The sequence below is a fragment of the Verrucomicrobiia bacterium genome, from assembly GCA_036405135.1.
GTDB lineage: Bacteria > Verrucomicrobiota > Verrucomicrobiia > Limisphaerales > JAEYXS01 > JAEYXS01.
Genome location: DASWYF010000037.1, coordinates 59633 through 85851, shown reverse-complemented (window position 1 = coordinate 85851; position 26219 = coordinate 59633). Strand labels below are relative to the sequence as shown.

20 protein-coding genes are annotated in these 26219 nt (G+C 55.3%); 9 read left to right on the top strand and 11 right to left on the bottom strand.

Annotated features, from left to right (window positions below; all coding sequences use genetic code 11):
- Positions 1-195 precede the first annotated feature (195 nt).
- The gene (locus tag VGH19_18255) at positions 196-1476 is read left to right on the top strand and encodes a methyltransferase domain-containing protein (GenBank protein HEY1173318.1); all 1281 of its coding nucleotides are present in this window, start codon (positions 196-198) and stop codon (positions 1474-1476) included.
- Here the strand turns inward: VGH19_18255 and VGH19_18250 are convergent.
- On the bottom strand, positions 1469-4186 hold the full coding sequence (locus VGH19_18250) for a response regulator (protein HEY1173317.1): 2718 nt from the start codon (positions 4184-4186) through the stop codon (positions 1469-1471). The genes VGH19_18255 and VGH19_18250 overlap by 8 nt on opposite strands.
- Positions 4187-4454: 268 nt before the next feature.
- Between VGH19_18250 and VGH19_18245 the strand changes: the two genes are divergently transcribed.
- The 4 genes from VGH19_18245 (at position 4455) to VGH19_18230 (ending at position 8397) form a co-directional block, all read left to right on the top strand.
- On the top strand, positions 4455-5195 hold the full coding sequence (locus VGH19_18245) for a nucleotide excision repair endonuclease (protein ID HEY1173316.1): 741 nt from the start codon (positions 4455-4457) through the stop codon (positions 5193-5195).
- A gap of 201 nt (positions 5196-5396) precedes the next feature.
- Positions 5397-5927 carry a hypothetical protein gene (locus tag VGH19_18240; protein ID HEY1173315.1) on the top strand — a complete coding sequence of 177 codons (531 nt, stop codon included), beginning with the start codon at positions 5397-5399 and terminating at the stop codon, positions 5925-5927.
- Positions 5928-5952: 25 nt separating this feature from the next.
- A complete protein-coding gene (locus VGH19_18235; GenBank protein HEY1173314.1) occupies positions 5953-6900 on the top strand; it encodes a type II secretion system protein in 948 nt (315 codons plus the stop codon).
- Between the two features lie 231 nt (positions 6901-7131).
- Positions 7132-8397, top strand: a complete 1266-nt coding sequence (locus VGH19_18230) for a serine hydrolase domain-containing protein (protein HEY1173313.1) — start codon at positions 7132-7134, stop codon at positions 8395-8397.
- A gap of 16 nt (positions 8398-8413) precedes the next feature.
- Here VGH19_18230 and VGH19_18225 read toward each other — a convergent pair whose 3' ends face one another.
- Positions 8414-9382, bottom strand: coding sequence for a hypothetical protein (locus VGH19_18225; GenBank protein ID HEY1173312.1), 969 nt, complete (start codon positions 9380-9382; stop codon positions 8414-8416).
- Positions 9383-9506: 124 nt separating this feature from the next.
- Between VGH19_18225 and VGH19_18220 the strand changes: the two genes are divergently transcribed.
- Positions 9507-10682, top strand: a complete 1176-nt coding sequence (locus VGH19_18220) for a serine hydrolase domain-containing protein (protein HEY1173311.1) — start codon at positions 9507-9509, stop codon at positions 10680-10682.
- Positions 10683-11066: 384 nt separating this feature from the next.
- Here VGH19_18220 and VGH19_18215 read toward each other — a convergent pair whose 3' ends face one another.
- The 8 genes from VGH19_18215 to VGH19_18180 form a co-directional block, all read right to left on the bottom strand.
- A complete protein-coding gene (locus VGH19_18215) occupies positions 11067-12767 on the bottom strand; it encodes a tetratricopeptide repeat protein (GenBank protein ID HEY1173310.1) in 1701 nt (566 codons plus the stop codon).
- A 92-nt stretch (positions 12768-12859) separates the two neighbouring features.
- A complete protein-coding gene (locus tag VGH19_18210) occupies positions 12860-12961 on the bottom strand; it encodes an AURKAIP1/COX24 domain-containing protein (protein ID HEY1173309.1) in 102 nt (33 codons plus the stop codon).
- Between the two features lie 14 nt (positions 12962-12975).
- Positions 12976-13854, bottom strand: coding sequence for an ATP phosphoribosyltransferase (hisG, locus tag VGH19_18205; protein HEY1173308.1), 879 nt, complete (start codon positions 13852-13854; stop codon positions 12976-12978).
- 46 nt (positions 13855-13900) lie between these two features.
- Entirely contained in the window at positions 13901-14524 is a 624-nt protein-coding gene (gene purN, locus VGH19_18200) for a phosphoribosylglycinamide formyltransferase (protein HEY1173307.1), read from the bottom strand.
- A gap of 1029 nt (positions 14525-15553) precedes the next feature.
- Positions 15554-15775 carry a hypothetical protein gene (locus tag VGH19_18195; GenBank protein HEY1173306.1) on the bottom strand — a complete coding sequence of 74 codons (222 nt, stop codon included), beginning with the start codon at positions 15773-15775 and terminating at the stop codon, positions 15554-15556.
- A gap of 345 nt (positions 15776-16120) precedes the next feature.
- Positions 16121-17602, bottom strand: a complete 1482-nt coding sequence (locus VGH19_18190) for a metallophosphoesterase family protein (protein HEY1173305.1) — start codon at positions 17600-17602, stop codon at positions 16121-16123.
- A 1-nt stretch (position 17603) separates the two neighbouring features.
- Positions 17604-19064, bottom strand: coding sequence for a sulfatase (locus VGH19_18185; protein ID HEY1173304.1), 1461 nt, complete (start codon positions 19062-19064; stop codon positions 17604-17606).
- A 30-nt stretch (positions 19065-19094) separates the two neighbouring features.
- On the bottom strand, positions 19095-20657 hold the full coding sequence (locus VGH19_18180; protein HEY1173303.1) for a YHYH protein: 1563 nt from the start codon (positions 20655-20657) through the stop codon (positions 19095-19097).
- Positions 20658-20777: 120 nt separating this feature from the next.
- Here VGH19_18180 and VGH19_18175 point away from each other — a divergent pair, with 120 nt between their 5' ends.
- Positions 20778-22211, top strand: a complete 1434-nt coding sequence (locus VGH19_18175) for a hypothetical protein (protein HEY1173302.1) — start codon at positions 20778-20780, stop codon at positions 22209-22211.
- Positions 22212-22229: 18 nt separating this feature from the next.
- On the opposite strand, the gene VGH19_18170 is transcribed toward VGH19_18175, so the two are convergent.
- Positions 22230-24230, bottom strand: a complete 2001-nt coding sequence (locus tag VGH19_18170) for a glycosyltransferase (GenBank protein HEY1173301.1) — start codon at positions 24228-24230, stop codon at positions 22230-22232.
- A gap of 280 nt (positions 24231-24510) precedes the next feature.
- Between VGH19_18170 and VGH19_18165 the strand changes: the two genes are divergently transcribed.
- Together VGH19_18165 and VGH19_18160 are read left to right on the top strand one after the other, a co-directional pair.
- Positions 24511-25113: a hypothetical protein gene (locus VGH19_18165; protein ID HEY1173300.1), complete on the top strand. Its 603-nt coding sequence runs from the start codon at positions 24511-24513 to the stop codon at positions 25111-25113.
- A 44-nt stretch (positions 25114-25157) separates the two neighbouring features.
- Positions 25158-26171, top strand: coding sequence for a M23 family metallopeptidase (locus VGH19_18160; protein HEY1173299.1), 1014 nt, complete (start codon positions 25158-25160; stop codon positions 26169-26171).
- Positions 26172-26219 lie beyond the last annotated feature (48 nt).

Genomic DNA, 26219 nt, shown 5'->3' with positions numbered 1-26219 from the left:
ACCGCCCCAGTGAGGCGGATGAAAGCCCGCCTCACCCAAAAAGGAATGATCCGCCGCTTGCTATCCAGCCCCGCATGAGCGATTGAATCAGCAGCACCGTTCGGATAAACCAAGCTGAGGGCAACGCATCATGAAACCCGATTCCACCAATTGGAAAGTCTCCGCAAACAAGCTGCTCTCCATTAATTCTGCCTCATGAGCAAACTCACCCTGACTCCTGAACAACGCCAAAAACTCCAGGCATGGCTCACAGAAGCCGGTGAGCTTTACGTAGACTGGTATCGACCACACAGTGCTGGACCCAGCGATCACTACTTCTTCGATTCCGTCGCCGATCTCGAAACCCATCTCGCCCATGAAAAATGGCCGGAACTCGTCGTCACCATTTTCCGCCGCTTGCAGTTCCCCATCCGTGGCATCGCGGACGAAGCCTTGCTGGCCCGCGCTCTTCAAGAGCTTCCTGATCATAAAGAATTAGTCATAAAAAACTTGGCTGAACGCTACCCCTCACAATGCCATTGTTGGGCGGGCAGCGGCAATTCACACGCCGAACTCCGGAATGACTTCAAAGATATCCTCGGTGAACACGTCGGCATAGGCCTGGACCCGGAGGAGATTTATGAAGGCATTTGGGATACTAGACGCGCATATTGGTCGGCCCATGAGGACATCATGATCCTCGAAAAGAAGCGCCCCCCATCTCTCTTCGAAAGAATCAGCAATGGTTTCGCCCAACAACCCGGCGTTGCCGATCCGCTCATCATCGAAAAACTGGTGATGTTGCTAAACCTGCCTCCCGATTCCACCATTCTCGATATCTGCCCTAGCACGGATAAATACTCCCTCGCCCTTGCCGATCGCGCCTACGAAATGATCGCTGTCGTTGGTTCTCATGATTTCACTTCTTGTGAAACCACCCCTCACAAACGCGTTCGTATTATTCACGGCGAAGCTGGAAACCTCCCCCTTCCCACCAACTCTGCCGCCGCCGCGATCATCATTCTGGCCTCACACCGCCTGCACGATTACCCCGCAGCCTTCCGTGATATCTGCCGAGTCATAGGGCGGGGCCCCATCATTATGCTGATGTTCGACCACCGGCACTTCGAAAAATACTGGCTGACCGATTACTTTCCAGATTTCGGCCTCCCCTACAGCGACACTGCCAGCCTCTCGCAAGTCATTGATGAATTCAAACGCCTCACTCAACGAAACGTCACCGCTTTGGATTTTCCACTGCCGCTCGATCTCTTGGATAAATTCGGTGCCACCCGTCTAACTCACCCTGAGGACTATTTGAACCCCGCCATCCTCGACAGCATCTCCGACTTCGCGTGGAAGGATGAGGCAAAAGTCGCACACGGCCTGAAACGTCTGCAAGACGATCTCCAATCAGGTCAATGGGATGCCAAGTATGGCTCTCTCAGAACCCAGCCCAGCTACGATGTCGGCTACCGCTTCCTAGTCATCAACTGACGGAAATCCGCTTCACACCCTTCAACACCTTCTCCAGATCCGGGAACCTGAGCGGCTTCGAGAGATAATCATTCATGCCGTTTTGCAGGCACGTATCACGATCACCCTCCATCGCATTCGCCGTGAGTGCCACGATGAGCGGTTGCTTCTCTTTCGGCAGCAGTTCGCGGATGCGTTGCGTGGCCTCGAACCCGTTCATCTCCGGCATCTGCACATCCATGAAGATGACGTCATACGTCTGCTTCTGCGCCGCCGCCACCGCTTCCACACCATTGCCCGCCATGTCCACTTGATAACCAAAACGCTCGAACATGCGGCGCGCGACCAATTGATTCACCTTGTTGTCATCCGTCACGAGAATCTTCAGCGGATGCTCATTCGCCAGCACCGATGTCGGAGAAGCCGCCGGAGCCGCTTGCGCCGCTGTGACGAGACGCGTGCTCAAGGCAAGAATCTCTTCGATCGCCATCAGCAGCGTGCTTGGGCGCAAAGGCTTCTGCAGCACTTGCGAGACACCCACCGCCTTCGCCTCGTTCTTGATGTCCTCCCGCGTCGTGGAGGTGATCATGATGATCTTCGGCGGTTTCGCCGAAGTCTCGCGCAGCTTGCGACAGAGCTGCATGCCGTCCATACCCGGCAATTGCAGATCAGTGATCAATAGATTATACGGCCCGCGGTCATTCCACAGGCGGATGGCCTGCTGCGCCTCATCTACCGCCAGACACTGCATGCCCCACTGGTGCAAGTAGCCTTGCAGAATCTCACGCGTCGTCTGGTTGTCCACCACCAGCAATACTTTCACACCTTCCAGCGAAGGATTCGCCTGGATCGCGCCCAGCGGATTGAGCGGCTTCTCAGCCTTCGTGCGGAGCGTGAAGAAGAACACGGAACCTTTGCCCACTTCACTCGTCACACCCATCGCACCACCCATCAATTCCGAAAGTTTCTTCGAGATAGCCAAACCCAAGCCTGTGCCACCGTACTTGCGGGCCGTGGAGGAATCCACCTGACTGAAGCTCTTAAACAAGCGATCCATGCGGTCTGCCGGGATACCGATACCCGTATCACGCACATTCACACGCAAGGTGAAGTCATCCCCCGTCGCCGGATTGCCACCACCTTCGATCTCCAATCGCACCTCCACCACACCCGCGTGGGTGAACTTCACTGCGTTGCCGATGAGATTGCACAACACCTGACGGAACCGCGTGGAATCGCCACGGACAGTGCCCGGACATTCCTTCGGCATCGAGTAAACCAGGTCGATGCTCTTCTCCGCCGCCTTCGGTGCAAAGAGATCGAGGCAATCTTCCACGCACGCACGCAGGTCGAACGGCTCCTTTTCCAACTCCATACCGCCGGACTCGATCTTGGAGAAATCCAAGATGTCGTTGATCACCACGATGAGTGCTTCACCGCAATTACGGATCGTCTCCGTCATCTCACGCTGGCGCACCTCCAAGGGCGATTCGAGCAACAGATTGGTCATGCCGATGACACCGTTCATCGGCGTGCGGATCTCATGACTGACCGTAGCGAGGAAGGAACTCTTCGCCGCTGCGGCCGCTTCCGCTTCCTCACGTGCCCTGATGATATGCGCCTGATATTCCTTCCGCTCCGTGATATCTTCGAGCAACCACACCTCACCCGGCTCGTAGATGTGTGCGGTGAATTCCACCCAGCGTTCACGGCCATCCTTATGCTTCACCACCACTTCACGTGATTTCGGGAAGCCGGCTGCACGATCGGCATCATATAACGCGCGGATCTCTTTGGCCTTGTCGCCGAAAAGAACTTCGAACCAATGATCCAGCGACTTGATCTCATCACGTTTGTAACCAAGCGCATGTTCCGTCTGCGCATTGATCCAGAACACACCGTCTTCCAAATGCACCGCCGGCTTGGGCAAGGTTTCCACCATGATTCGCCAGCGCTCACGATTGCGCCGCGCTTCCTCGATTGCATGACGCCGTTCAGCTTCTGCGCGTTCGCGTTTCACGAGCGCCATGCCTGCCCCGAGACCGGAGACGAACCCGCTGATCAAACACAACGCGATCTGCAGATACCAGGCGCGACGGATGCCTGCGAGACGCTCGGCATACGTATCCGCATACCAGTCCACACCGACTGCGCCCGCCAGTTTCCCGTGCGAATCGTAGAACGGCGCATAACCGCTCACGAACGTGCCCCAAGCATCCTTGTAAGGTTCCTCATCGCCGTAAGGTTCGCCGCTCGTCAAGGTGTTCTTGAGCTGTTCACTCGCCTCATCATACGGCTGCATGATGTGCGATTTGTCCTCCACACCGTCCTTGTCTGCATCACCCGGCGGAGTCGGGTCGAGCACGAAATAGACCTGTGAATTGGACATCACGCACGTGTAAATGAAGCGATAATCATTCCGCCGCATCTTGCCGTGTTCGACGAAATACAATGCCCGCCGCAGAGGTATTAGTGCCTTCTCGTATTCTGGCGTTGTCTCCTGGTCCTTGCTCGTGAATGTCCGGTGCAGATCACCATCCACTTCCCGGGCGACATTCTGCGCTGCACGGATGAGGTTGTTGCGCACCTGATGCTTGAGCGCATCCATCGCGCGGAAGTGCAGCACGGCAGAACAAAGGATCGTGGCGATCAGAACGATGATGCCCACGATCATGCCCTTGAAGCGGGCGGCGGCAGAAAAGTTTATCTGCTCCGGAGGCGGCTGTGCCATAGGCGATAGTTTTTTCTGGCTACGCGAAGTTGTGTCAGGCTCCGCGCAAACATGTGTCACTGAAAGCTGCGAACAGGTGACAAACCGCAAGCTAGGATGGCGGCTGTATCTGTCGAGATATTAATGACAACATCGGTTAACAGCACCAATCAAAAGCAGTGAACAAAATTTGTCATTTGAGATTCAAATAATGCCCACCTGAAAGTGAGACAAAAATGCGACAAAATCGCACTCGCCAGCCGTTATCGATTGCCGTTCCATAAGTGTGATGACAGGCGGTCAGACATTGCTGTTTCCGGATGCCAAGCCGTTGGTGGAACGGCTCGGCGCCGATTTCTTCCGCCAGCTCCCCAAACGCCCTGGCGTTTACTTGATGCGCGATCATACCGAGGCCATCGTTTACATCGGCAAAGCCAAGAATCTCCGTCAACGATTAGGCAGCTATCGCGTGGCCAATCCCGACCGTGTCCCCAAACGCCTCCTGCGTCTCCTGAAATGCGTGGTTCGGATTGATTATCAGGAATGCACGGATGAAAACGCCGCCTTGGCACAAGAAGCCTCTTTGTTGCGCGAATTGAAACCGCGCTTCAATCGTGCCGGCGTCTGGCCCGCTCCTGCAAAAGTCCTCGCGTGGAAACTGGAGCGCGATGGCATCACTCTTTGTCTGCAGAATAAAGCGGAAGAGGGCTGGACCTGTCACGGCCCGCTGAAAGGTGGGGCTTCCATCATGCTGGCTTCACTCGTCCGTGTCTTCTGGGCTCTCACCTGCGCGGAGCGCGGCCTCATCGGCATGCCCGCGGGCTGGTTTCACGGCCGCTTGCCTGAAACAATCCACTTACCCGCCCAAGGGATCCAGGCGGAGACTTGGCTCACGGCCCTCACCACTCAGCCGGAGCTCACCACAGCCGCTATGCTTTCCACCATCGCCGCCGGCCATCAAGGCTGGCAGTTGGAGCTTTTAAGCCAAGATCTCGAATCTTTGACTCTTTTCTACCGTCCACGCCGCTAAATCGACTAGGAGTTCCCCCATTATCTCTATCTTTACCGAGTATTACGGCGCAAACATTGATTAGATTATTGAATTTTAAACATGATTTTCATTAGTTTTAAATAAATCAACCGGGAAAAATTTGACAGTTTTACGTGTATTTACTGATTTTTTAAAAAAAAGCGAGCCAAACACACTGCAGTGGAGTTAAATAGTAAACTTATGAAGCACACAGTTGTAAAAAGTTCTCCTTACCTTGTGGCCTGCCTCCTTTTGGTAGGTTGTGGTAAGTCAGAAGAAGCCGATCTTCCGTCCCCGGCTCCCGCTCCGGCCGCAGCCCAAGCTAGTGTTGAATTAGGTGCGGCTCCCGCTGCAGCCATCGCTCCAGCAGCCCCCACTGCCGCTCCGCTCGCTGGCGGCAATTCTGGTGCCCCTGCAGCCATCGCCGGCACAGAAGTCCCAGCGGATGCTGAACAGGCACTCGCCCAGTTAAACCAAATTTTGACCGGCGTGTTTCTCGCCGAGATCGGTCGCCCGCCTACCAGTGTGAATGAATTCGTGGAGCGCGGCCTCATCCGCCAGCTTCCTAAGGCGCCGGAAGGCAAAAAATTCTTCTATGACGCCCAGCAGAATCGCATCGTGCTCGCCGCTCGCCAGCCCGGTGATGTCGATCCCGCCCCGCTGACCGCCGAACAGGCCCAACGCGCTTACCTGCAAACCGCCGCCGAGATCAACAAACGCATCGGCAACTGATTTAAACCTGACTCGAGACACACATATGACCTCCCCTATCCAGCCCAAGCATAACATGCGGGCTTTCACCCTCATCGAATTGCTCGTCGTCATCGCGATCATCGCGATCCTCGCGGGCATGTTGCTCCCGGCCCTTTCCAAGGCCAAGACACGCGCCCTCACTGCCAAGTGCATGAGCAATCTCAAACAGATCGGCGTCTCCGCCGCGATGTATACGAGCGATAACACCGAAAAGACCACTTACGCCTCCCTCCGTCCCGGCTCCGGCCTGGGCGTCACGTGGGATGATTTGCTGGATACCTATCTCGGTGGCAGCCGCTCCGCGACGCAGATCGGCGCCTCCACCACGTACGGCGGCACGACCAGCCTCAAGGGCATCCCGCTCCTCATCTGCCCGGCAGACAAGGTTCCGATGAACCCGAGCAACAATCCCAGCAATAACGTGCGCCGCAGCTACTCCATACCGCGGCATAACATGGGCACGTTCACCTTTGCCAGCGTGACCCCGTCAGCCTCCCGCGATTGGCCGCCTAGCCCGGCAAACAAGACGGGCATCGGCCTGAACTGGAACGTAGACGCCCTCTCTGGCGCAGGTGCTGCTGCCGTGGGTTGGAACACGATGGACACCTCGCCGAACACGGCGAACCCGATCGTTGCCCGCCGTCAGCTCGCCGTCCGCACCTCCATGGTGCAGGCTGCGGATGACACCATCCTCTACACGGAGATGATCAACCAAGACAACGCCCAGGGCTCCTTGGTCACACAGAACGCGTGGATGCAGAGCGCTTCCGAGTTGCTCTCCACCTCGTCCTCTTCCTCCAGCTTGCTCGCCAATGATTTCCAGAACGGCATGGCGAACTACCTGATGCTGGACGGCCATGTGGAAACGTTGCCTCCGGCCAAGACGCTGGGCAACACCAACACCAGCACCGCCATCATGTCCGGCATGTGGACCATCACCGCCAAGGACTAAGCGGTTGACCATTTAAAACTCTAGCAAAGCCCGGAAGCCAAAGCTTCCGGGCTTTTTCTTTGGAGCCGGACTCTCCGAGTCGCGGCAATGCCCCCAAATCGATCAGCGCATCCTTACCAACCCGAAACCCAAGACCAGAAACACGAAACTTTTTAGGCCTCCGGTACAACCGGCTGAAAACTGAGCACTGAAAACTTGCAACTCCTTACCCCACCCAACATCCTTCGCGCCATGTCCATCTCCAACTCTTGGGTCAGTCCGTTGTGTGCTCTCGTCCTCCTTGGCCAGTCACTCTCCCTCTGCGCCAAAGAACTTCCCACCGCCAAGCCGGAAAGCGTGGGCATGTCTTCCGAAAAACTCGCGCAGGTGGACAAGATCGTGGAGGACCTCATCGCCAAGAAACGTCTCGCGGGCGCGCAAGTCGCCGTCACGCGCAAGGGCAAGATCGTCTACAACAAAACCTTCGGCAAAATGGACATCGAAGCGGACAAGGCGATGCGTGAGGACGCCATCATCCGCATCTACTCCATGAGCAAGTCCATCACCAGCGCCGCCGCGCTCATGCTCTATGAGGAAGGCAAGATCGGCCTGGACGATCCCGTCTCCAAATACATCCCTGAATTCAAAGACATCAAGATCTGGTCTGAAAGCGGCTTGCAACCGGTGAAACGCGAACCGACCGTGCGCGACCTCATGCGCCACACCTCTGGCCTCACCTATGGCGGTGTGGGTAATGGTGAAGCCGACAAGGCTTTTAAGGCGGCCAATCTCTTCGATCGTAATCAAACGCTGGAACAGTTTGGCGTGAAGATTGCCAAGCTTCCTTTGAAGTTTGAACCAGGCACACAATGGCTCTACAGCTTCGGCACCGATGTCTTGGGTCGCGTCGTGGAAGTGGCCTCCGGCAAACCGCTTGCCGTCTTCTTCCAAGAACGCATCTTTACGCCGCTCGATATGAAGGACACCGGTTTCCATGTGCCCGCGGAAAAACTGGATCGCTTCATGACCGCTTACAACTCAGACGGCAAAGGCACGCTGAAAACCAATGATGTTCCGGCCACGAGCAATTATCGCCTCAAGCCGAACTTCTCCTCCGGCGGTGGCGGGCTCGTATCCACTACCCGCGATTATCTCCGTTTCCTCCAAATGATCGCCAACGGCGGCGAGCTGCACGGCAAACGTCTTTTGAAAAAGAAGACCGTGGATCTCATGACTCATAATGAAGTGCCCGAGGAGGCCATGCCCATCCGGTTCGGCAACGAACTGCGTCATGGCATTGGGTTTGGCCTTGGCTTCAATGTCCGCACCGCGGCGTCTGACAAATGGGATGCCGCCGCGCCCGTAGGTGAATGGGGCTGGGGTGGCATGGCCAGCACACATTACTGGGCCTCGCCAAAAGATGAACTCGTGGTCGTGACGATGGAACAAACCATCCCCTACTCCTTCATGCTCGAATGGGCACTGAAGAAACCGATCTACGATGCGATAATCAAGTAAGAGAAATCTGATCCACTTACTTGGCAGTCGATTTTTTCCCGCTATCAGGGATAGGGCGGTCCACCCAACTGTCCGTGATGACGTATTCCGTTTCGACACCGGTAAGAGGAAACTCCCGTCGATCGGTGACTTCGGTGGGACCACTGATTTTGGGGCGATAATCCGTAAGTTTGGGAACTACGGCAAAGTTCGTGGCGATGAACGTGTAATCCTTCATCAGCAGCAGATCCACATTGGTCTTGCCCCCGGGTTGAGGACGAAATGTCTGAAAACTGAATCTGACCGGGAAATGCAGGCCCGCAATATTGGTTACTGCTAAAACTTGGTGGATGGCATTGGTATAGCCGAGATCGTATGGCGGGGTTTCTTTTTTGCTCGCAGCTTTACCATTCTTATCTGTCCCGCGGAATACTCCGTCATTGAAGTAGATGACCGAGCGAGGCAAATGCGGAGGCTCTGTGAACCGGGCTACCTCAGCTTTAAATCTCAAATTCTTTTCCACAAAATCTTGATGTCCCACGTGATAGCAAGGTTCCAGCAAGCGGTCGTGCGCATCCAAATACCGGTCCGAGGAGTAAGCGAGCCAGAGCATGGCCATGTATTCTGAAAACACGAATTGAGGAATCTCCCCACGTTTGATCCAACCCCTCCCTACGATACCGTCGGCATCATATGCTTCATTGGACGGAAGCGAACGGAGCATTCGGCGATAGGCGGTAGGATAGGACATGCACAGATAAGCCGTGTCTTCATGGGAGAGATGTCCGGCCTCAAGGCGGTCCAGATGTGCAGCAGCAGGTTTAAGGCTGATCAGCCATGAACCGTCGCCATCCAGAACGAGTGAAAAATGACTGCTATTGGTGGATCTTGCAGTCTCAGCGCGCACGTAGCCTTGGATCAAAGTGGCTCCGAAGACATCAGACAGTCCAAGTATGCAAGCAAGCCACACGATAAGGCCAAGCACAGGCGAAACACGAGGATGCATATGAGATAGGATCGAGCCTATTTATTTAGCATAAAGCGGATGGGTCAATCCAAATCAAGTAAGGCCATCATGCTTGATTGATTCGCAAACAGTGGCTTTCATTCTCCCTATCACACAACACACCATGAACATCACGCGACGGAATTTTATCGCCGTTATCGGTGCGGCAATTTGTTTTCACACTTATATCGCCAACGCCGAAAACATTCCCGCTGATTCTCCGAAAGGCATCGCCAACAGCCTTGTCGGATTCGTCGAGCAAAACGTCTTGGCCGGTGCCGTGACAGCCGTGGTGGATAAGAACGGCATCCAGAGCCTGGAATCGGTCGGCTACTCTGATGTCGCCCAGAAGCAGCCGATGAAGACGGACGGCATCTTCTGGATCGCCTCCATGTCAAAACCCATCACCGCCACCGCGCTCATGATGCTGGTGGATGAAGGCAAGGTGAAGCTGGACGATCCGGTGGAGAAATACCTGCCGGAATTCAAAGGCCAAATGGTCATTGCTGAGAAAGATGACAACCATGTGCTGCTGAAGAAGCCGACGCGCCCAGTGACGGTCCGTAATATCCTCTCGCACACCAGCGGCCTGAATTTCAAATCCCCTGTGGAAGAACCCACTCTGGACATGCTCACCCTGCAGAAGGCGGTGCGGAGCTATGCCGCCATGCCTTTGCTGCACGAGCCGGACAGCAAATATCTCTATAGCAACGAAGGCATCAACACCGCCGGGCGTATCATCGAAGTGGTGAGCGGCATGTCTTACGAAACGTTTCTCGACGTCCGCCTGTTTGAACCGCTCGGCATGAAGGACACGACTTTCTGGCCGAATCAGAAGCAGTTAAAACGTCTTGTCACGCCGCACAAACCCAATGCGAAGAAAGACGGCTTGGAAGCCACGAAAATCAGCCAACTCACTTACCCACTTGATAGTCGTTTACGGCAGCCCATGCCTGGTGGCGGATTATTCTCCAGCACATCGGACGTGGCCCGCTTCTGCCAGATGATTCTCAACGGTGGCGAACTGAACGGCAAACGTTACATCTCCGAGGCTTCCATCGCCGAGATGGGCAAGCGCCAGACGCCAGCGGAATTGAAAGAAAGCTACGGCCTCGGCTGGAGCAGTGGAAAAGATCAATTCGGTCACGGCGGCGCGCTCGCTACGAACATGACGATCTACAAAGACAAAGGCCTGGCCCTCATCTATATGGTGCAACACCAGGGTTACGCCGGACCGGATAACGGCAAAACCATCCAGCCTACGCTCTATAAAGCGGCCTTCGAGAAGTTCGGGAAATGAGCATCGAGTCCGCCCCGGCTTTACCCCGAATAAGAATCGAGTTTGCCGATCAACGGACAATTGTTCCGTGGCCCGTAGGGCCAGAAGATTCATAGCAGCGGCTTTTCAAGCCGCTGTTTCAACGCCATACATACACGGTCACGTAGTGACCGAAGAAGTCGAATCTTGCGTCGCCAATGCGACGCTGCCTCTCAAACGATGTCGGCGGCTTGAAAGTTGCCGCTATGAATCTTACGTGCCTTACGGCACGACCACTGTTGAACCTTTCTTTCCCTGTGCTTGGTTCAGCAACTCATCAGCAAAAGCATCGCCACAAGAATAAGAAGTGTTCTCACAGGAAGTCTTTATCTATGCCCATCCGTGTTGATCTGTGGCTAAAACAGATCACTTCGGCACTGAATCCAGCTTCTTCTTCACGTCGTTGTTCACCTCGATCTTCAAGGACTTCTCCCACGCTTCGCGTGCTTTGCCATAATCTTTCATGGAAGCATAGATGTCGCCCAGATGATCGAATAGTGTGGCGTCTTCTTCCTCCACGTGTTTCATCGCCTTGAGCATCCACTCCAATGCGGGCTTGGGCTGGTTCAGCTTGAAGAGCACCCACGCCATGCTGTCGAGGAACGCCGCATTCTCCGGCTCTTGATTCAGTGCTTTTTCAATAAGAACTTTCGCCCGCTCCAGGTTCTCTCCGCGTTCGGCCCACATGTAGCCGAGGTAATTCATGGCCTCTGCGAAATCCGGCTCCAGCTCGATGCTTTTCTCAAAATAGGTCACCGCCTGATCGTGCTGCTTGTTCCGTTCAAACGCCGCGCCCATCTGAAAGTAGAATTGTGCCGTGAGCCGCTCCGGCGCTGTAGCCCGCGCCATGATCTCCGCAGCCGTCAACTGCTCCACCGCAAGATCATACTTCTTGAGCCGGTTGTAAGTGATGGCGCGATAGAAGCGGTTCACGAAACTTTCGCCAAAACGCCGCTTCGCCTTGTCCAGCACAAGCATCGCCTGTTCCGGTTTTTCGTTCAGGTTATGGATCTCCGCAAGTTCGTAATAAGCAGGCTCGGCATCATCCTTCACAATCAGCATACGCTCCAACTGGTCAGCCGCCTCGGTGTATTTCTTTTCCTCGCGCAGCAAGTTCGCCAGGATAAAATAAGCTTCCGGATGTCTGGTCGGATTCTCCCGGATCATCTTCTGCAACAAATCTATCGCCTTGTCCTTCTCGCCGCCTTGGATGAACAGGTTCGTGAGCCGCTCCTTCAATCCCGGCGCATTGGGAAAGCGCTTCAGAAGTTCCAGATAAAGGTTCGTGGCGCGCGCCGTGTCCTTGATGAACTGATACCCCTCCGCCAGCTTCTGCAACACCTCGGCATTCTCCGGCTTCGCCTCGTAAACCTTGTCCAAGGCCGCCTTCGCATTCGGTTTCACCAGCTCGGCCTGATCGGGTTTGGAGCGGAGATAAAATCCGTAAAGCTCGGCCAGCCCCAAGTAATAATCCGGCGTGGCCCCTTCCACTTTGGACGCTTCGTTCAACGTGTTGAGCGCCGCAGCGTGGTTTTCTTTCTTGAGATAAAGATCCACGAGATTGCGGTACGGTCCCAGCGACTTCGGTGCTTTTTGCATCGCTCGCCGGTTCGCAGCCACGGAATCTTCCACACGATCCTGCAGAGCATACACCGCTCCCAGCAAGGTCAGCATGTTCGCTGAAGCATCTGGGTTTTTGCCAGACTCGGCCAGAAGGACGGCCGCCTTCTCCAATTGCCGCGCTTGCATCAGGCGACGCGCGACGTCCAAGACGAGTTGCTCGTTCTTGGGATCGGAGAGTGCGGACCGGAAAAACTCTTCAAGGGCTTCATCACCCTTCTCCTGCAATTCAAGGCTGATACCCGCAGAGAAACGGGCAAACGCCTCCACCCGCTGTTCGCCTGCCTTATCGAGCGTCAGATCCCATTTCTCGACGGGAATGCCCTCAGCAGTGACTAATACAGGCTTGGCTGGACCGGCAGAAGACTTCGGAGCGGATGACTGGCACCCAGCCAGCAGAAGGCTGGCGGCCACACCGAGACACCCGATTAATCCAGAATGACGCATCGCTACGTATTCTGTGCCACAAAAACGCCGTCCCGCAAGAGCGGGACGGCGGTGAAAGGCATTTCTTTTTCCAAAGAAGCAAGCCGGGAGGCTTACTTCTGCCAGGTACGCTTCTTATGGCGGTTGGCGCGGAGCTGCTTGCGGCGCTTATGCTTGTTGATCTTCGACTTACGACGTTTCTTCAATGATCCCATATTTTTTTCTTCGTTTAGTAAACCACTTTGTTCAGCGGATACTCAATGATTCCTTCTGCGCCGGCCGCCTTCAACTGCGGGATCAATTCGCGAACAACGTGCTCGTCAATGATCGTTTCCACCGCAACCCAGCCATCCTGACTCAGCTTGGAAATTGTTGGATTACGCAAAGCGGGCAAACTTTGCAACAATTTTGCGAGGTTCTTCTCGGCAATGTTGAGCTTCATGCCCACCTTCGTCTCGGCCTCCATGGCCGCACGGAGCAGCAAAGAGATCGTCTCGATTTTCTGCTTTTTCCACTTATCCTTCCACGAATCGTGATTCGCAATCAACCGCGGCGTGGAGGTCAAAAGCGTATCCACGATGCGTAACTTGTTGGCGCGCAAGGAGGAACCCGTCTCCGTCACTTCCACGATCGCGTCCACCAGTTCGTGGGCCTTCACTTCCGTGGCGCCCCAGGAGAATTCCACTTCCGCCTTCACCTTGTTCTTGCGGAGGTAGGATTTCGTCAAATTCACCACTTCCGTGGCGATGCGCTTGCCTTCCAGATCTTTCACTGATTTCACTGGTGATTGCTCAGGCACGCACAGCACCCAACGGGTCGGTTGGCGGGAAATCTTGCTGAAAATGAACTCGCCGACTTCATGCACATCCGAGTCATTTTCTTTGATCCAGTCATGGCCCGTGATACCGCAGTCCAGATACCCATGCGCCACGTAACGGCTGATCTCCTGCGCACGGATCAGGCGGATGTCCAGCTCCACATCATCCACATACGGGATGTAGGAGCGGCTGCTCACCTGAATATTGAACCCCGCCTTCGCCATCTTCTCGATGGTGGCGTCCTGCAAACTGCCCTTCGGCAATCCGAACTTTAATACCTGTTTGCTCATTTCAAAAAATCTTTCCATCAACTAGCCACTATCAACCATCAGCAAATCACTGACTGACAGTTTTGCGTCCTACTACCTTGACGCCTCCGTTCACCAATCTCCCCAACGCTTCCGGATACAGTTCCCGTTCCGCCACCTGCACCCGCTCATGCAACGTCGCCGCGGTATCATTATCCAAGACCGGCACCGTCCGTTGCGCGATGATCGCGCCCGTATCGATGCCGGAATCCACGAAATGCACCGTGCAGCCCGTGTGCTTCACACCGTAATCCAGCGCCTGCTTCCATGCTTCCAATCCCGGAAAGGACGGCAGCAAAGAGGGGTGAATATTGATGACCCGGCCCTCGAATGCACGGAGAAAATCACCCTTCAATATGCGCATGAACCCCGCCAGCACGATCCACTCGACACCCGCCGCCTGCATCGCCGTGATGTATTCCCGCTCCGCCACTTCATCCAATTTCGTGCGGAACTTGCCCGGTGCGATGTATTTCGCCGCCAAGCCGCGTTCCTTCGCACGATCCAAGATACCCGCCGTCTCCACGTCACTCACCACCATCGTGATCTCGGCATTCAACTTCCCGGCAGCGCAAGCCTCGGCAATGGCCACCATGTTGGAGCCTTTGCCCGAACCCAGAACACCCAGTTTGACTTTCGGTTTCAACGACACAAGACGCCCTTTTTACTAAAGAAATCATCTGAAACAAGTCGGAAAAATGGCTAACTGGTCCATCGCCCTTTGCCCTTCTCACCTCGTCCCTTGAAAGCAAGTGTCCCCGCCCGGTCTTGCGACCAGACGGGGACGAAATGGGGGGTGGGAGTTCGCCGCACTCTCTTTCCCGGGCTGACATTAGGCGCACTTTGGCTGCCAGCTTCCCGACGCCATTCTCCACGGCAAGCGGAGTTATCGGCCTCGTAGCAGGGCCGTCCAGCGGCTTGCGCACGCTGAATTATTGAGTGAGGCCTCTGGGCCCGCTTCGGCTGGTGGTTGCGCCACCGGCTGGCGGACCGGGTCAAGACACGCTTGTGACTGCGTTCCGCGTCTTGACCTCTCTGCCCGGGGTCGGCCATCGCTTTTGGCGATGCGTTGGCCCCGTGCAACGGGTCTGACCTCTTAACTCTCAGGTAGCTTTTCGCTCACATGCCAGCGAACCGTATTTACCGGTGTCGCCAACAGGACGGAAGGTTTTCACGAGCCTTGCCTGGGCTCCGTGACCTTCCCGGGGATCGCGTCCGCTTGTTCACCTTTCGGTGTTTTTCGCGGCGTGGCGGTTAAACCACGTTTTCGCCATCTCCGTGCTGATCCGCAGTAGCTATCTTCCACCCTCTGGGGTGACTGCGATTCGTGCGGGCTCGAAACGGGCCCGGACTACTTGACTCGGCTTGAAGCGGTTTCTAATCGCTCCTGGCCGCCAGATGCCTTTTTTCGCGTTAGACTGGAACGGGCGCGACCCCATCCAGTGGCATCGGTGAATCCTGCCTGCAGCAACCAATTAAGATTGTTGAGGGGCCGGGGCAATCAGCCTGTCCCGACCTTTCCCCCGTCACCGGGGATTATCCTGAGCAACCTTCACATCGACTTGCGCCGCTCTCCGGTCACTCGGTTCTTTCAGAGAACGCATTCACAATAACAGGAAACCCCATTTTGCCTACGAATTCTTATGCACAACTTATACACCGCTAATGATAAAACGCTCCCCTAAAAAGCACTAAATCCCTCAATAAAACCCAGCATTTCTCCACACCCAGCCAAGTTATTCACCATCCTAAACCCACCCGCCAACCCCTCGGTGAATAAGTCCTTTGTTCCATTCTCATAAATCTGCACTTCTGAAGCGCCAAAATTCAAAACCCACCCGTTTTCACCCCCCTTTTTTTCTCCAACCAGAAACAAGAAACCAAAAAACTCGAAACATCTCATGTCTCGGCACATGTACACAACTGCCGAGGAATTCTACCCGCCAGTCCATTTTCCCGCCCTTCGCTCACCTCCCGCCTTCCCTCTCCATCACCTTGACACATGCACATAAGTGCCGAGGTATTCTACCGATTTCCCCTTGGCCGCAGATCGCTATTCCTCCTTCTCCAATGGAAGACGAACTTCGTCCGGGAGAAGGATTGAGGATGAGGGTACCCTTTTCCTCTTTTGACGTTGATTCGCTTCAACGAGCTGACCTTCCCCCTTTGAAATCTGAAATCCTCAATTTGAAATCCCCTCACCCGCCTTCATTGCGCTGCTGGTTCGCCGGTACAAACTCGGCCTCTATCACCGCCCCTTCACCATATACTCATGCGCCACTTCCATCTCCTTGCCCGTTTTTAGATACTGCACCACCGCGTTTTCCGATGACACTTTTATCCGCATAATTCCTGATGCGGGCAATATAACACCGCTCTTGTAGCCGTACTCCTCTGCGCTCCTCGTAGTTCCACGCGGATGTCCGGGCTGAGGAACTTCCTGATAGATCACACCATCCAGCTCCTGCTTCACGAAGAGATGGTCATGCCCATGAAACACCACATTCACATGGTGTTTCACTAGCAATTGATGGATCGGCAGCGCCCAACCCGGCCGCTTCGTTGCGAATTCATTCTGCCCGTTCAAACTGAACCCACCCCACTCAAAAAGCTTCGCAGCCTCCACCCCGCCCCGCGCTTCCTTGCTCGAACCTCCTACCAGATGATGCAGAAATACAAACCGATACTTTGCGGTGCTGTTCTCCAGAGTTTTCTTCAACCACGCATACTGCGCATCGCCCAGCGTGCGATTCCAATTGTCATCTCCACGCGTTTTGTTGCGCGTATACCAGAACGGATCCAGTGCGATGAACAGTGCATCCCCCCATGTCCAAGCATAATAATTCTCCAAGAGCCCGGCCTGCCGATCAGGCACCTGATTTCCCGTGTAAAAAATATTGGGCAACGGATTTGGATAGTAGCGTTTGCGCATCTCGTTCGACCAAACAGCCGAATTCTCCCGTCCTCCATCCAGAAACCACCCTGCCTCTCCATCATGATTGCCCAGCACCAGATAAACTGGAGCAAATCTCCCCACGACTCCGAAGTAATATCGTTGCGCGAGGTACTGGTCAGCAGCTGCCTTGTAGTCCGTATACTTGTCCGTCATGAACGTATCCCCCAAGTCGATGTGGAAGTCTGTTCCCGACACGATCGCGTTGGTGAGACTCCGCAGATAGACATCGGGATCCGTGGCGAAATCAAGGTGCGGATCTGCTTGCACTGTGAAAGTGAATTCACTGCCCGGTGGCCGGGCCGTCATAAAGTTTGCCTCCGCGCTGCGTTCGAAATCTCCTTTACCCACAGCGCGCGAACAGAACTGGTAGTAGTAACGCGTATTGGGCGCCAAGCTGTTGATCAACATTTCCACCGGCTGCCCTTTTAGAAACTTCTGCTTCGGCGTCTCTTTCGCATACTCCCCCGACTTCGTCCCATAAGCTACATAACCTTCCCTCTCCCCATAAGTTAGCACACTCAGCGTGATCGCCTCTTTGGTCGGCCTGCCCAAAATCAAATCATACTCATGAGCAGGCACCTCCGTGCGAAATGCCGGAGTTGGCATCTTCACTTCACCTTTTCCTTGGCCGCTTTTGCCGCCATTGCGAGGCTTTTCGATTGTTTTAGCTGGCTCGGATTGCGCAGCCAAAGGTTGTAAGAGATCGAACGCCGTCCCCAAAACCAAAGGGGTGAGTAAAGCCAGCCCGATGAGGCGGAATGAAATGCGTTTCATGTTACTGTTTATTCGGTTGCTCGGCATCTTTGCCATTTTTCTTTCCATCCTTGCCTTTGCCCCCACGGCGGTCGCCTGGTAGTTCAGTTGCTTTCACATTGGGGTCGGGACGCGGGTTAAGCGATGGCATCTCTGCCTTCACAGCTTTCAAGTAGTCTGTAAGCCTTAGATCTAATGCGGCCACTCTGTCCGGCTGTTGCTTGGCCAGATCATTCTTCTCCGCGATATCTTTCGTGACGTCATAAAGCCTGCGTTCACCCGTCTCGTAGATGCGCACCAGCTTCAGATCCCCGAGATAAATCGCCGAGGCCGGACCTACCAAGTCTTTGTCGTAATGAGGAAAATGCACCACGAACTCCTCACGCGCCCGCTTCACCTCTCCCGATCCCGCATTCTTTAGAATGGGCACCAAACTCCCACCCTCCACTTGCGCAGAAAGCGGTTCTTTGTTTCCGGCCAATTCAGCAATCGTTGGCAACAGGTCTACGCCACTGGTGAGTTGGCGTGCAAAAGTCCCTGCTTTGATGCCGGGTCCGCGGATAAGCAAAGGCACTCGCAAGCCGCCATCCCAAATCGTCCCTTTACCATTGTTCAAAGGTTCATTGGCGCTACGTCCCTGTGCCCCATGGTCGGTCGTGTAAATGACGTAGGTATTTTCGGCGATGCCCAGTTGGTCGAGTTTCTTGAGCAACATACCCACCGTGATGTCCGCATCCTCTGCTACTGCTGCCGCTCCCACTCTGGTTTTATCCCGGCCGCCAGCCCGCTTCAGGACGGCCTCATACGTCTCAGGCTTCACATCCAGAACGCTTTTACCGGCGTAATGTGCAACTTGCAGGTAGAATGGTTTTCCTGCTTTGACCTGCCTTTCCATGAAGTTCATGCCTAGCTCAGCCGTAGCATAAGCCTGCTTGGGATTTGGATTGGCCACGTGATCCGGCCCGTCGTTTGAATTAGGCCCATCATTTTCGTCGTAACCATGCTGGGAAGGATTCGTTCGGCCCAAGTGCCACTTGCCGAAATGGGCTGTGGCATAACCTGCCCTCTTTAATAACTCGGCCACGGTGATCACTTCCTGGCTCATCTCAGTCGTCGTTTTGGCGGCAATGACTTTCGTGCCTGCGGTCACCGCATCTCCCTTTCCCTCATTCACAAACGTCATATGCAATTGCGCCGGGCTCACCCCGGTGAAATAAGCAGCGCGCGATGGTGTGCAACGCGGCGAAGGCGCATAGAAGTTTGCGAACCGCATTCCTTCCTTCGCGATCCGGTCGAGGTTAGGTGTCAGTTGCAGATCACTCTTGGAGTTGGGCCACCGATCATCCATGGGCACGGACAGGCTGCTCCAGCCTTGGCCCTCGCCTAGGATAAAGAGAAAGTTGGGTTTCGAGGCAGCAGTCACGGGTCTAGCGAACAGACAAAGTCCAGCCAGCAACAGCAGCATCCATCTAACGGAACTCATGAGTTTAGTGGCAAAAATTTTCATGGCTTATTATTTCTTTGCTGAATTCTCCGGAGGCGTAGCCACATAACCCGGCGGAAGCGTCAGTTCGTCCTTGGACAGCTTCCCGTCACCATTGGTGTCAGCTTTCTCGAACATCCGGCGGGCTGTGGCCTGTATTTCAGCCAAGGTGATTATCGCATCATGGTCTGCATCAACCTCGCTCGCGTGTTGTTTCACGAAACCACCCATGGCCGAACGTACTTGGCTGCCCCCTTCATACTCTTCTCGGGTCAGCTGGGCGTCTTGATTGCGATCGTAGCCTTTGAAAACCGCCGTTACTTCCGTGTTGAGTTCATCACGAGTCAATTCGCCGTCCTTGTTTCCATCCATCTCGCTCGCGTGCACTTTCATCCAAGGCTGGCGCGCACTATCCGCTCCTTTGGGTTCGCCTTTGCCTCCCGGTGGACGCTCCCCTCCTTTCCCCTTCTTCTGTCCTTCCTTTCCTTTCGGCTCTCCGGGCGGGCGGTTTCCACCGCCACCACCTTGCCTGGGTGAGTAGACCTCAGACTTCACCTGACCGCGCCCGTCCACGAAATCGAACTTCACTGTGCCATTGTCATTCAGCGCGTAATTCACATAACGCGTCTCGTTACCCACCACATACTTCAGGCTGAACTGTTTGTTTTCCTTTCCCGTGAAGTCAGTGATGCGCGCACCACGCAAGGCTGTCAGTGCCTCCCGGACACCTTGCGCACGCGGCTGCGGGTCCACTTGTCCTCCCGCCTCCGTAACCTCACCATGAAACCCGCCGTTCACATACGGGTACTTGTTGGAACCATGATAGTGATAACCCAGCCTCGGCGTCTCATGCCCGTTGAACGCATCCAACTTCGTGGGCGTGGAACCATCCGGTTCCGTGAGCCCATAAATCGGATATCCGTCCAGCGCATAAGCCACCGGCTTGCCCTTGCCCACGATCGCTTCCAGATGAAACGGCGTGGCGTGATAGTGATAATCATCCGCGCGACCGCAATGCCCGCCCCACTGATCCAGCTCCCCGATCTCCTGCGAGATTTCCCCGCGATTATTCTGCGGATTGAAGATCGGAATGCCATTCACCGCCAGTGCCACCGCACCTCGTAGAAACCGGTCTTTGATAGGCACTGGTGTCTTCGACGGCACCGGCTGCAAAGGGATGCGCCACGCATTATTCCCCGTATAAGGCTGCGGCAGAGGAACCTGCTGCTGCCACGCCGTGATGCCCACCATCATGTTGTGCGCCGGCATCCCGTCCGACTCCACATAAAGAAACTTCCCGTCGATCCGCGTCCTCACCTTCGGTGCGAACGCTTCAAAATGCGCCACCATCCCGGGAGCGTGCTTGGCCGCGATCGGTGCAGCCCCCGGCTTTGCTTGCGCCATCAAGACGGTATCCGGCTTGAGCTGTGCCGCACTAAGCACCACCACCGGCGGCACCACGGAGAAATCATAATGCGCCGCATGACCGTGATCATCCGTCTCGCCGATGACATGAGCCTGAACGAATTGACCTCCACCCAAATAATGCATCAACCCAATCACCGCCGAGATTTTCAGCCAGTTTTTTCTCATAGCTTTACCAAGGTTAAACGTCCGAAACGGACAAAACGATCGCGAAATCTTTCAGAAATAATTCAGACCGCCGCTTGAACGGCCTTCCTGTCCTGCGCTATGCTGGACGCAATTCCCAGAATGAAAACTAAGACTGCCCTCCGATACGTCCTCCTGCTTGCAGTCATTCATCTATGCATCAGTTTGGACAGCCATGCCGCCCTCCGCGCCGGAGCCGCCGCCGTGGACATCACGCCCAAGGAGTTCCCTCTGAACATGCCCGGCGGCTTCAGCGCGAACATGGCCACCAATGCCCACGACCCCTTACACTCCCGCGCCATCGTTCTGGATGACGGCAAGCTCTCCCTCGCCATGGTGGTGGTGGATAATCTGGGCACCGCCCCCGAAACCATCGAGGAAGCCAAAGGCATCGCGTCCCAAAAGACCGGCATCCCCGTGAACCGCATGCTCGTCTCCTCCACGCACACGCACAGCGCGCCCTCCTCGGGCACCAAGGAAGGCAACTCACCTGCTGCCGCCTATCGCAAGCTTCTCCTCGCAGGCCTCGCGGATTCCATCATCAAGGCCCATGCCGCCTTGAAGCCCGCTGCCTTCGGTGCCGCCTCGCATCCTCTGCCTGACGAGGTGTTCAACCGCCGTTGGTATCTCAAGCTTGGCAAGATGCCGCTGAACCCCTACGGCAAACTCGACCAGGTGAAGATGAACCCCGGCACCAGCCCGGATGTGCTGGAACGCCCCGCTGGCCCGACCGATCCCGATATCATGGTGCTCTCCCTGCAAGACACGAAGCGCAAGCCCCTCGCCCTCTTTGCGAACTACGCCCTCCATTACGTCGGTGGCATGCCCGGTGCCCAGGTCTCCGCCGATTACTTCGGTGAATTCGCCCGCCTCATGCCCTCGCGCTTGCGTGGCGATGAAAATTTCGTTGCCATGATGTCCAATGGCGCTTCCGGGGACATCAACAACATCCCCTTCCTCGTCACCCGTCCGCCGCGCGAACCCTTCGAGCAGATCCGCATCGTCGCCAGCAAAGCCGCCGATACGGCATGGCTGGCGCACCGCAAGATCGCCAAGCACGAAACAGACATCCGCCTCGGCATGGTGGAACGCGAAATCACCTTGAACTATCGCAAACCCACGGAAGAACAGATCGCCGAGGCTCGGCGCGTCGTGGCTATCAAAGACCCGGCGGCAATTGAAAAACTGCCGCGCCTCGCGCAGAACTATGCCCGCAGCACGTTATCCGCCGCCGAGCGGCCTGGCAGCCTGACGGTGAAGCTGCAAGCCATCCGTATCGGGGACACCGTGGTATGTGGCATCCCGTTCGAAACGTTTGTGGAGATCGGCCTGGAGCTGAAAAAGAAAAGTCCCTTTGGGCAAACCATGGTGATCGGCCTCGCGAATGGCCGCCATGGTTATCTCCCCACACCCGAACATCACAAGCTGGGAGGTTATGAGACGTGGCTCGGCACGAATACTGTGCAGGAAGATGCTTCCGTTATCCTCGTGAAGAACCTTCTGGAGATGATGCAGGAACTGGCGAAGGCCAAATAAGCGGCGCTCGCCCTGACTTTAAGCCCCTACTTGCCGCAACCGCATGTCGTGCTCCAAGTGTACCACATTTTCTGGAGCCACTTCCACGCGCGGCATCTGCTTTATCGTCTTCGGAAAATCACGATAGAGCGTGATGGCGACGTGTTCGTTTTTCTTCACGCACTCTTTGATCGCGTCGGCGTTCTTCTCGCAGTTCAGCAACGTCTTCCACGAGTAGATGTGCTTGGGCTTGTGGAAATCGCTGTTCGCCACGAAGGGCAACTGCCGTGTGCCCACGGGATTGAAGATATCATTCCGATTCGCGATTTCCCACGCGTCGATGAGCGGCGCGTAGGTGTCGATATTCTCCCAGAGGTGCAGCGTGTTCTTACCCCACTCGCTCTTCATCAAGTGCGGGTGTGACGCGATGGCCAAGCCGCCTTGCCCATGGATGTGCGCGATGGTCTCGGGCAAATCCAGCGCGGGGTCAATGGGCGCTTTCAGGTCGATGCCCAGCAAGTGAGCCGAGGACTTTGCAGTGTAGCCGTCCTTATTGAACTCGATGCCGGTCATCACGATCATGCCGTACTTGCGCCAGGCACGTTTGCGCTCGCGTTCGATGACGGCGAAGTATTCCTCCACTTGATTGTGGCCGAGCGTGAGATTGCTCAGCTTCACCAGCTTGCCGATGAGGCGACGCGGATCGGCCAAGTGGTCTGTGATGCAGATGCAGTCAAAGCCCAGCTTGCCATAGAAATCCACGAGATCGGGCACGGACAATTTGCCGTCCGAGTAATTGCTGTGCATGTGGAAATCGCACAGGAGCATCTTCTGCTGATTCGTGATGACACCCGGCATACCAGCAACCGTTCGTTCCATCAAACGTTCCGAGGGTTTCTCGAAGAGTTTGATCTTCTTCGTTGGGTCATCCTGCCGGTCGCTCTCGGCAAGGATAGCTTCCGCAATTTTCAGAGAAGCATCCGGCTTGCTCTTGGCTTCGAGATTTTTCTTCCACTTGTGCCAGAGCTTGGAGCCATCCGCAAAGGCATCCTCCACCAGTTCCACCACTTCCTTGTTCTTCTCCGCAATGGCACCGAAGCCCGCTTCTTCAATGAGGCGCGCATTCCCCTCTTCCTGCCCAGGGATCACCTGATTGATGATCATGGGCGTCTTGGCGGCGATCGCCTCTTGCACCGTCGCACCACCGGCTTTGCCGATGATGAGGTGGCTCTGCCGCATGAGCGCGGGCATGTTATTCGTCCAGCCAAGGATCTCCACGCGGTCTTTGTGTTCCGCCGTGCGTTCGAGCAATTTTTCTTTCAACTCCGCATCACGACCGACCGTCACAGTGATGTGGACATCCGGCAATTCCAGTAGACGGTCCAGTGCCTTGCCGGACTTTTTCTTACCCGTGTTGATGAGATAGAGGATGCGCCGTAGCTTCGCCGCTTCCGGACGATCCAGCACTTCCTTTTGTAGTTCCGCGAAAAGATGGCTGACGGGGAAACCCATGGACTTGATACGCTCAGAGTCCACGCCAGCGGCGATCATCACTTCCGCTGTTTCATCATTCGGCACGAAATAGAGATCGCTCGGCGCGCGAAACCAGGCGGCGTTCACGGAGATGGAATCCGTGACCACGGTGATGAAACGGAAATTGCGCTGCGAGTGATCCTTGAACAACTCCTGTATGACATGCGCGTAAACGGGATAGGTGGAGACGACACAGTCCGGCTGCGTCTCGTGCAGGATGTCGCCGAGAGCATCGCGCAACCGGCCAAAGCCGCCGAGGTTGCGGTTCAGCAGCGCGGAGTTATCCAGCAGGTTATAGATGCCGCCCCAGACCCCCGGTGCATACTGCACCAGCCCGAGGTAGGCTTTTTTGACAATCTCATTGATGGAGCCGTAGCTGGTTTCGAAGAGATCGAGAACCTCCACCTTCACCTCATCGGAGATGTGCTCCAGTGCGTCGCGGATATTTCGGGCCGCCGCGTTGTGGCCCTCGCCGAATCCGGCTGTCAGGATGATGACTTTTTTCATAGAAGTCAGCACCAAGCTCGCACCTATGTGTTACAAACAGGTGTCGCTGAAGTTAAGAAAACCGGACATCTACCGGTTGAAGAAAACGAAAACAGCCACCACAATCGCTTGTGGTGGCTGGACTGGGAAAAAGCTGGGCTTAGGCCTTCTTGCTGCCGTACTTCGCTTTGGCGTTGTCGGCGCGGCGTTTCACGTAAGCAACTCTTCTTTTCCGTTTAATCGTCTTGTTATACTGTTTGCCCATATCTTTAATTCGGTTCTGAATTTGTAGGGCGAGACTATGCTTACTCATGGCAAACGTATCAACATCTATTTGACGCTGGCTTTGGCCATCGTCCTGACGGGTTGCGCCTCCTCTTCCGAAAGCAAAAAGGATGCGAAGGACAAGCCACCCAAAGAACAAAAGACCGTACTGGATAAAAAAGGCAAGGAGCGAACATTCCTGCGTGTTTATCTCCAAGAAGAACCAGATGCCACAGAGCGGACCGTCAAGGTCCGAGTCTATCGCGCCAACCCGGTGACCATCGACATCCATAAGATCGCTTTCTTGGATGAGATCAATTTGGCCAAGGCTTCCGTAGTGGATGACATCGGCGGATTTGTGCTGAAATTAGAATTCAACCGTCGCGGCACGTGGTTGCTTGAAAACCAGACCACCGCTTACAAAGGCCGCCAGATAGTCGTCGCCGCCCTCTTCGGGGACACCACGGACAAGCTCCGCTTCTTAGCAGCTCCTTACATCAATGAGCCGATCAAGGATGGCGTGCTGCGCTTCACCCCGGATGCCACCCGCGAAGAGGCGGAACGCATCGCTCTGGGCTTAAACAACATCATCGTGGAAGTCAGGAAAAAGAACCTCATCAAAGATATTGATGATAAATGACCGGGCCAAAGCCTCATCGTAACTCCTACACTTTGACCTTACACATGCCACCTGTCGTACGCACTACGCTGCTCGCCTTACTCATCCTGTTGCCAGCATCGCTTAACGCACAGCCATTCATCTTGCCCTCGCCCAATCGGGCCATCTACGATCCAGAAGGCGTTACCAAGTATTTCGCACCCACACCGGGTCGCGATTGGCGCAGCGGCACCTTCGGTTGCGTCCGCTCCGAAGGCTGGCAGATGCATGAAGGCATCGACATCCTGCCTTTGAACCGCGACAAAAAAGGCGAACCCACTGACGATGTTTGGGCGGCAGCGGATGGCACCGTTGCCTACATCAACCGCAAAGTCGCCCTCTCGAATTACGGCAATTACATCATCCTCAAGCACAACATCGAAGGACTCGAAGTTTACACGCTTTACGCCCATCTAGCCTCTGTCCGAAGTGATTTGAAGATCGGTCAGCCCGTCAAGTCGCGTGAAGTCATCGGCCTTATGGGCCGCACGGCGAATACGCGTCAGGCCATCACCAAAGACCGCGCGCACCTGCATTTTGAGATCAACTTCATGGTCAACGATCGCTTTTCCGAATGGCACAAGTCCTATCTCCCCGGCCAGCGAAACGACCACGGTGATTGGAACGGTCAGAACCTCATCGGCGTCGATCCACTGGAAGTCTTGCGCGAACAGCACAAGGACGGTTCCCGTTACAGCTTTTTGAACTATATACGCAATCAAAGGGAACTGTGCCGGATCGTGGTGCGCGACAATAAATTCCCGTGGCTCGCGCGCTACATCCGTCTGGTCCGTCGCAATCCCCTGGCAGAGAAGAGCGGTATCGCCGGATACGAGATCGCCCTGAACTACAATGGTCTGCCCTTCCAACTCATCCCCCGTTCTGCCATGGAGATCCCCGGCAAAGCGCGCATCCAGCTCCTGAGTGTGAATGCCGAAGAACAAGCGAAACACCCCTGCCGCAGACTGGTCAGCAAAAAGGGCAACCAGTGGGAATTGACCGCCACCGGTCAGAAGCTCATTGATCTGCTGGTTTATTGAGCCTGTGCCACTCCCGGCACGAATGTTTGTTTGCGGCTGACTGAAAAA

What these genes read in the sequence shown, in the direction of transcription:
- VGH19_18255 (HEY1173318.1), top strand. Translation starts at nt 196, where the DNA reads ATGAGCAAACTCACCCTGACTCCTGAACAACGCCAAAAACTCCAGGCA.
- VGH19_18240 (HEY1173315.1), top strand. Translation starts at nt 5,397, where the DNA reads ATGAAGCACACAGTTGTAAAAAGTTCTCCTTACCTTGTGGCCTGCCTC.
- VGH19_18235 (HEY1173314.1), top strand. Translation starts at nt 5,953, where the DNA reads ATGACCTCCCCTATCCAGCCCAAGCATAACATGCGGGCTTTCACCCTC.
- VGH19_18230 (HEY1173313.1), top strand. Translation starts at nt 7,132, where the DNA reads ATGTCCATCTCCAACTCTTGGGTCAGTCCGTTGTGTGCTCTCGTCCTC.
- VGH19_18210 (HEY1173309.1), bottom strand. Translation starts at nt 12,961, where the DNA reads ATGGGATCATTGAAGAAACGTCGTAAGTCGAAGATCAACAAGCATAAG.
- VGH19_18175 (HEY1173302.1), top strand. Translation starts at nt 20,778, where the DNA reads ATGAAAACTAAGACTGCCCTCCGATACGTCCTCCTGCTTGCAGTCATT.
- VGH19_18225 (HEY1173312.1), bottom strand. Translation starts at nt 9,382, where the DNA reads ATGCATCCTCGTGTTTCGCCTGTGCTTGGCCTTATCGTGTGGCTTGCT.
- VGH19_18180 (HEY1173303.1), bottom strand. Translation starts at nt 20,657, where the DNA reads ATGAGAAAAAACTGGCTGAAAATCTCGGCGGTGATTGGGTTGATGCAT.
- VGH19_18185 (HEY1173304.1), bottom strand. Translation starts at nt 19,064, where the DNA reads ATGAGTTCCGTTAGATGGATGCTGCTGTTGCTGGCTGGACTTTGTCTG.
- VGH19_18245 (HEY1173316.1), top strand. Translation starts at nt 4,455, where the DNA reads ATGACAGGCGGTCAGACATTGCTGTTTCCGGATGCCAAGCCGTTGGTG.
- VGH19_18190 (HEY1173305.1), bottom strand. Translation starts at nt 17,602, where the DNA reads ATGAAACGCATTTCATTCCGCCTCATCGGGCTGGCTTTACTCACCCCT.
- VGH19_18220 (HEY1173311.1), top strand. Translation starts at nt 9,507, where the DNA reads ATGAACATCACGCGACGGAATTTTATCGCCGTTATCGGTGCGGCAATT.
- VGH19_18165 (HEY1173300.1), top strand. Translation starts at nt 24,511, where the DNA reads ATGCTTACTCATGGCAAACGTATCAACATCTATTTGACGCTGGCTTTG.
- VGH19_18170 (HEY1173301.1), bottom strand. Translation starts at nt 24,230, where the DNA reads ATGAAAAAAGTCATCATCCTGACAGCCGGATTCGGCGAGGGCCACAAC.
- VGH19_18250 (HEY1173317.1), bottom strand. Translation starts at nt 4,186, where the DNA reads ATGGCACAGCCGCCTCCGGAGCAGATAAACTTTTCTGCCGCCGCCCGC.
- VGH19_18215 (HEY1173310.1), bottom strand. Translation starts at nt 12,767, where the DNA reads ATGCGTCATTCTGGATTAATCGGGTGTCTCGGTGTGGCCGCCAGCCTT.
- VGH19_18195 (HEY1173306.1), bottom strand. Translation starts at nt 15,775, where the DNA reads ATGAGATGTTTCGAGTTTTTTGGTTTCTTGTTTCTGGTTGGAGAAAAA.
- VGH19_18160 (HEY1173299.1), top strand. Translation starts at nt 25,158, where the DNA reads ATGCCACCTGTCGTACGCACTACGCTGCTCGCCTTACTCATCCTGTTG.
- hisG (HEY1173308.1), bottom strand. Translation starts at nt 13,854, where the DNA reads ATGAGCAAACAGGTATTAAAGTTCGGATTGCCGAAGGGCAGTTTGCAG.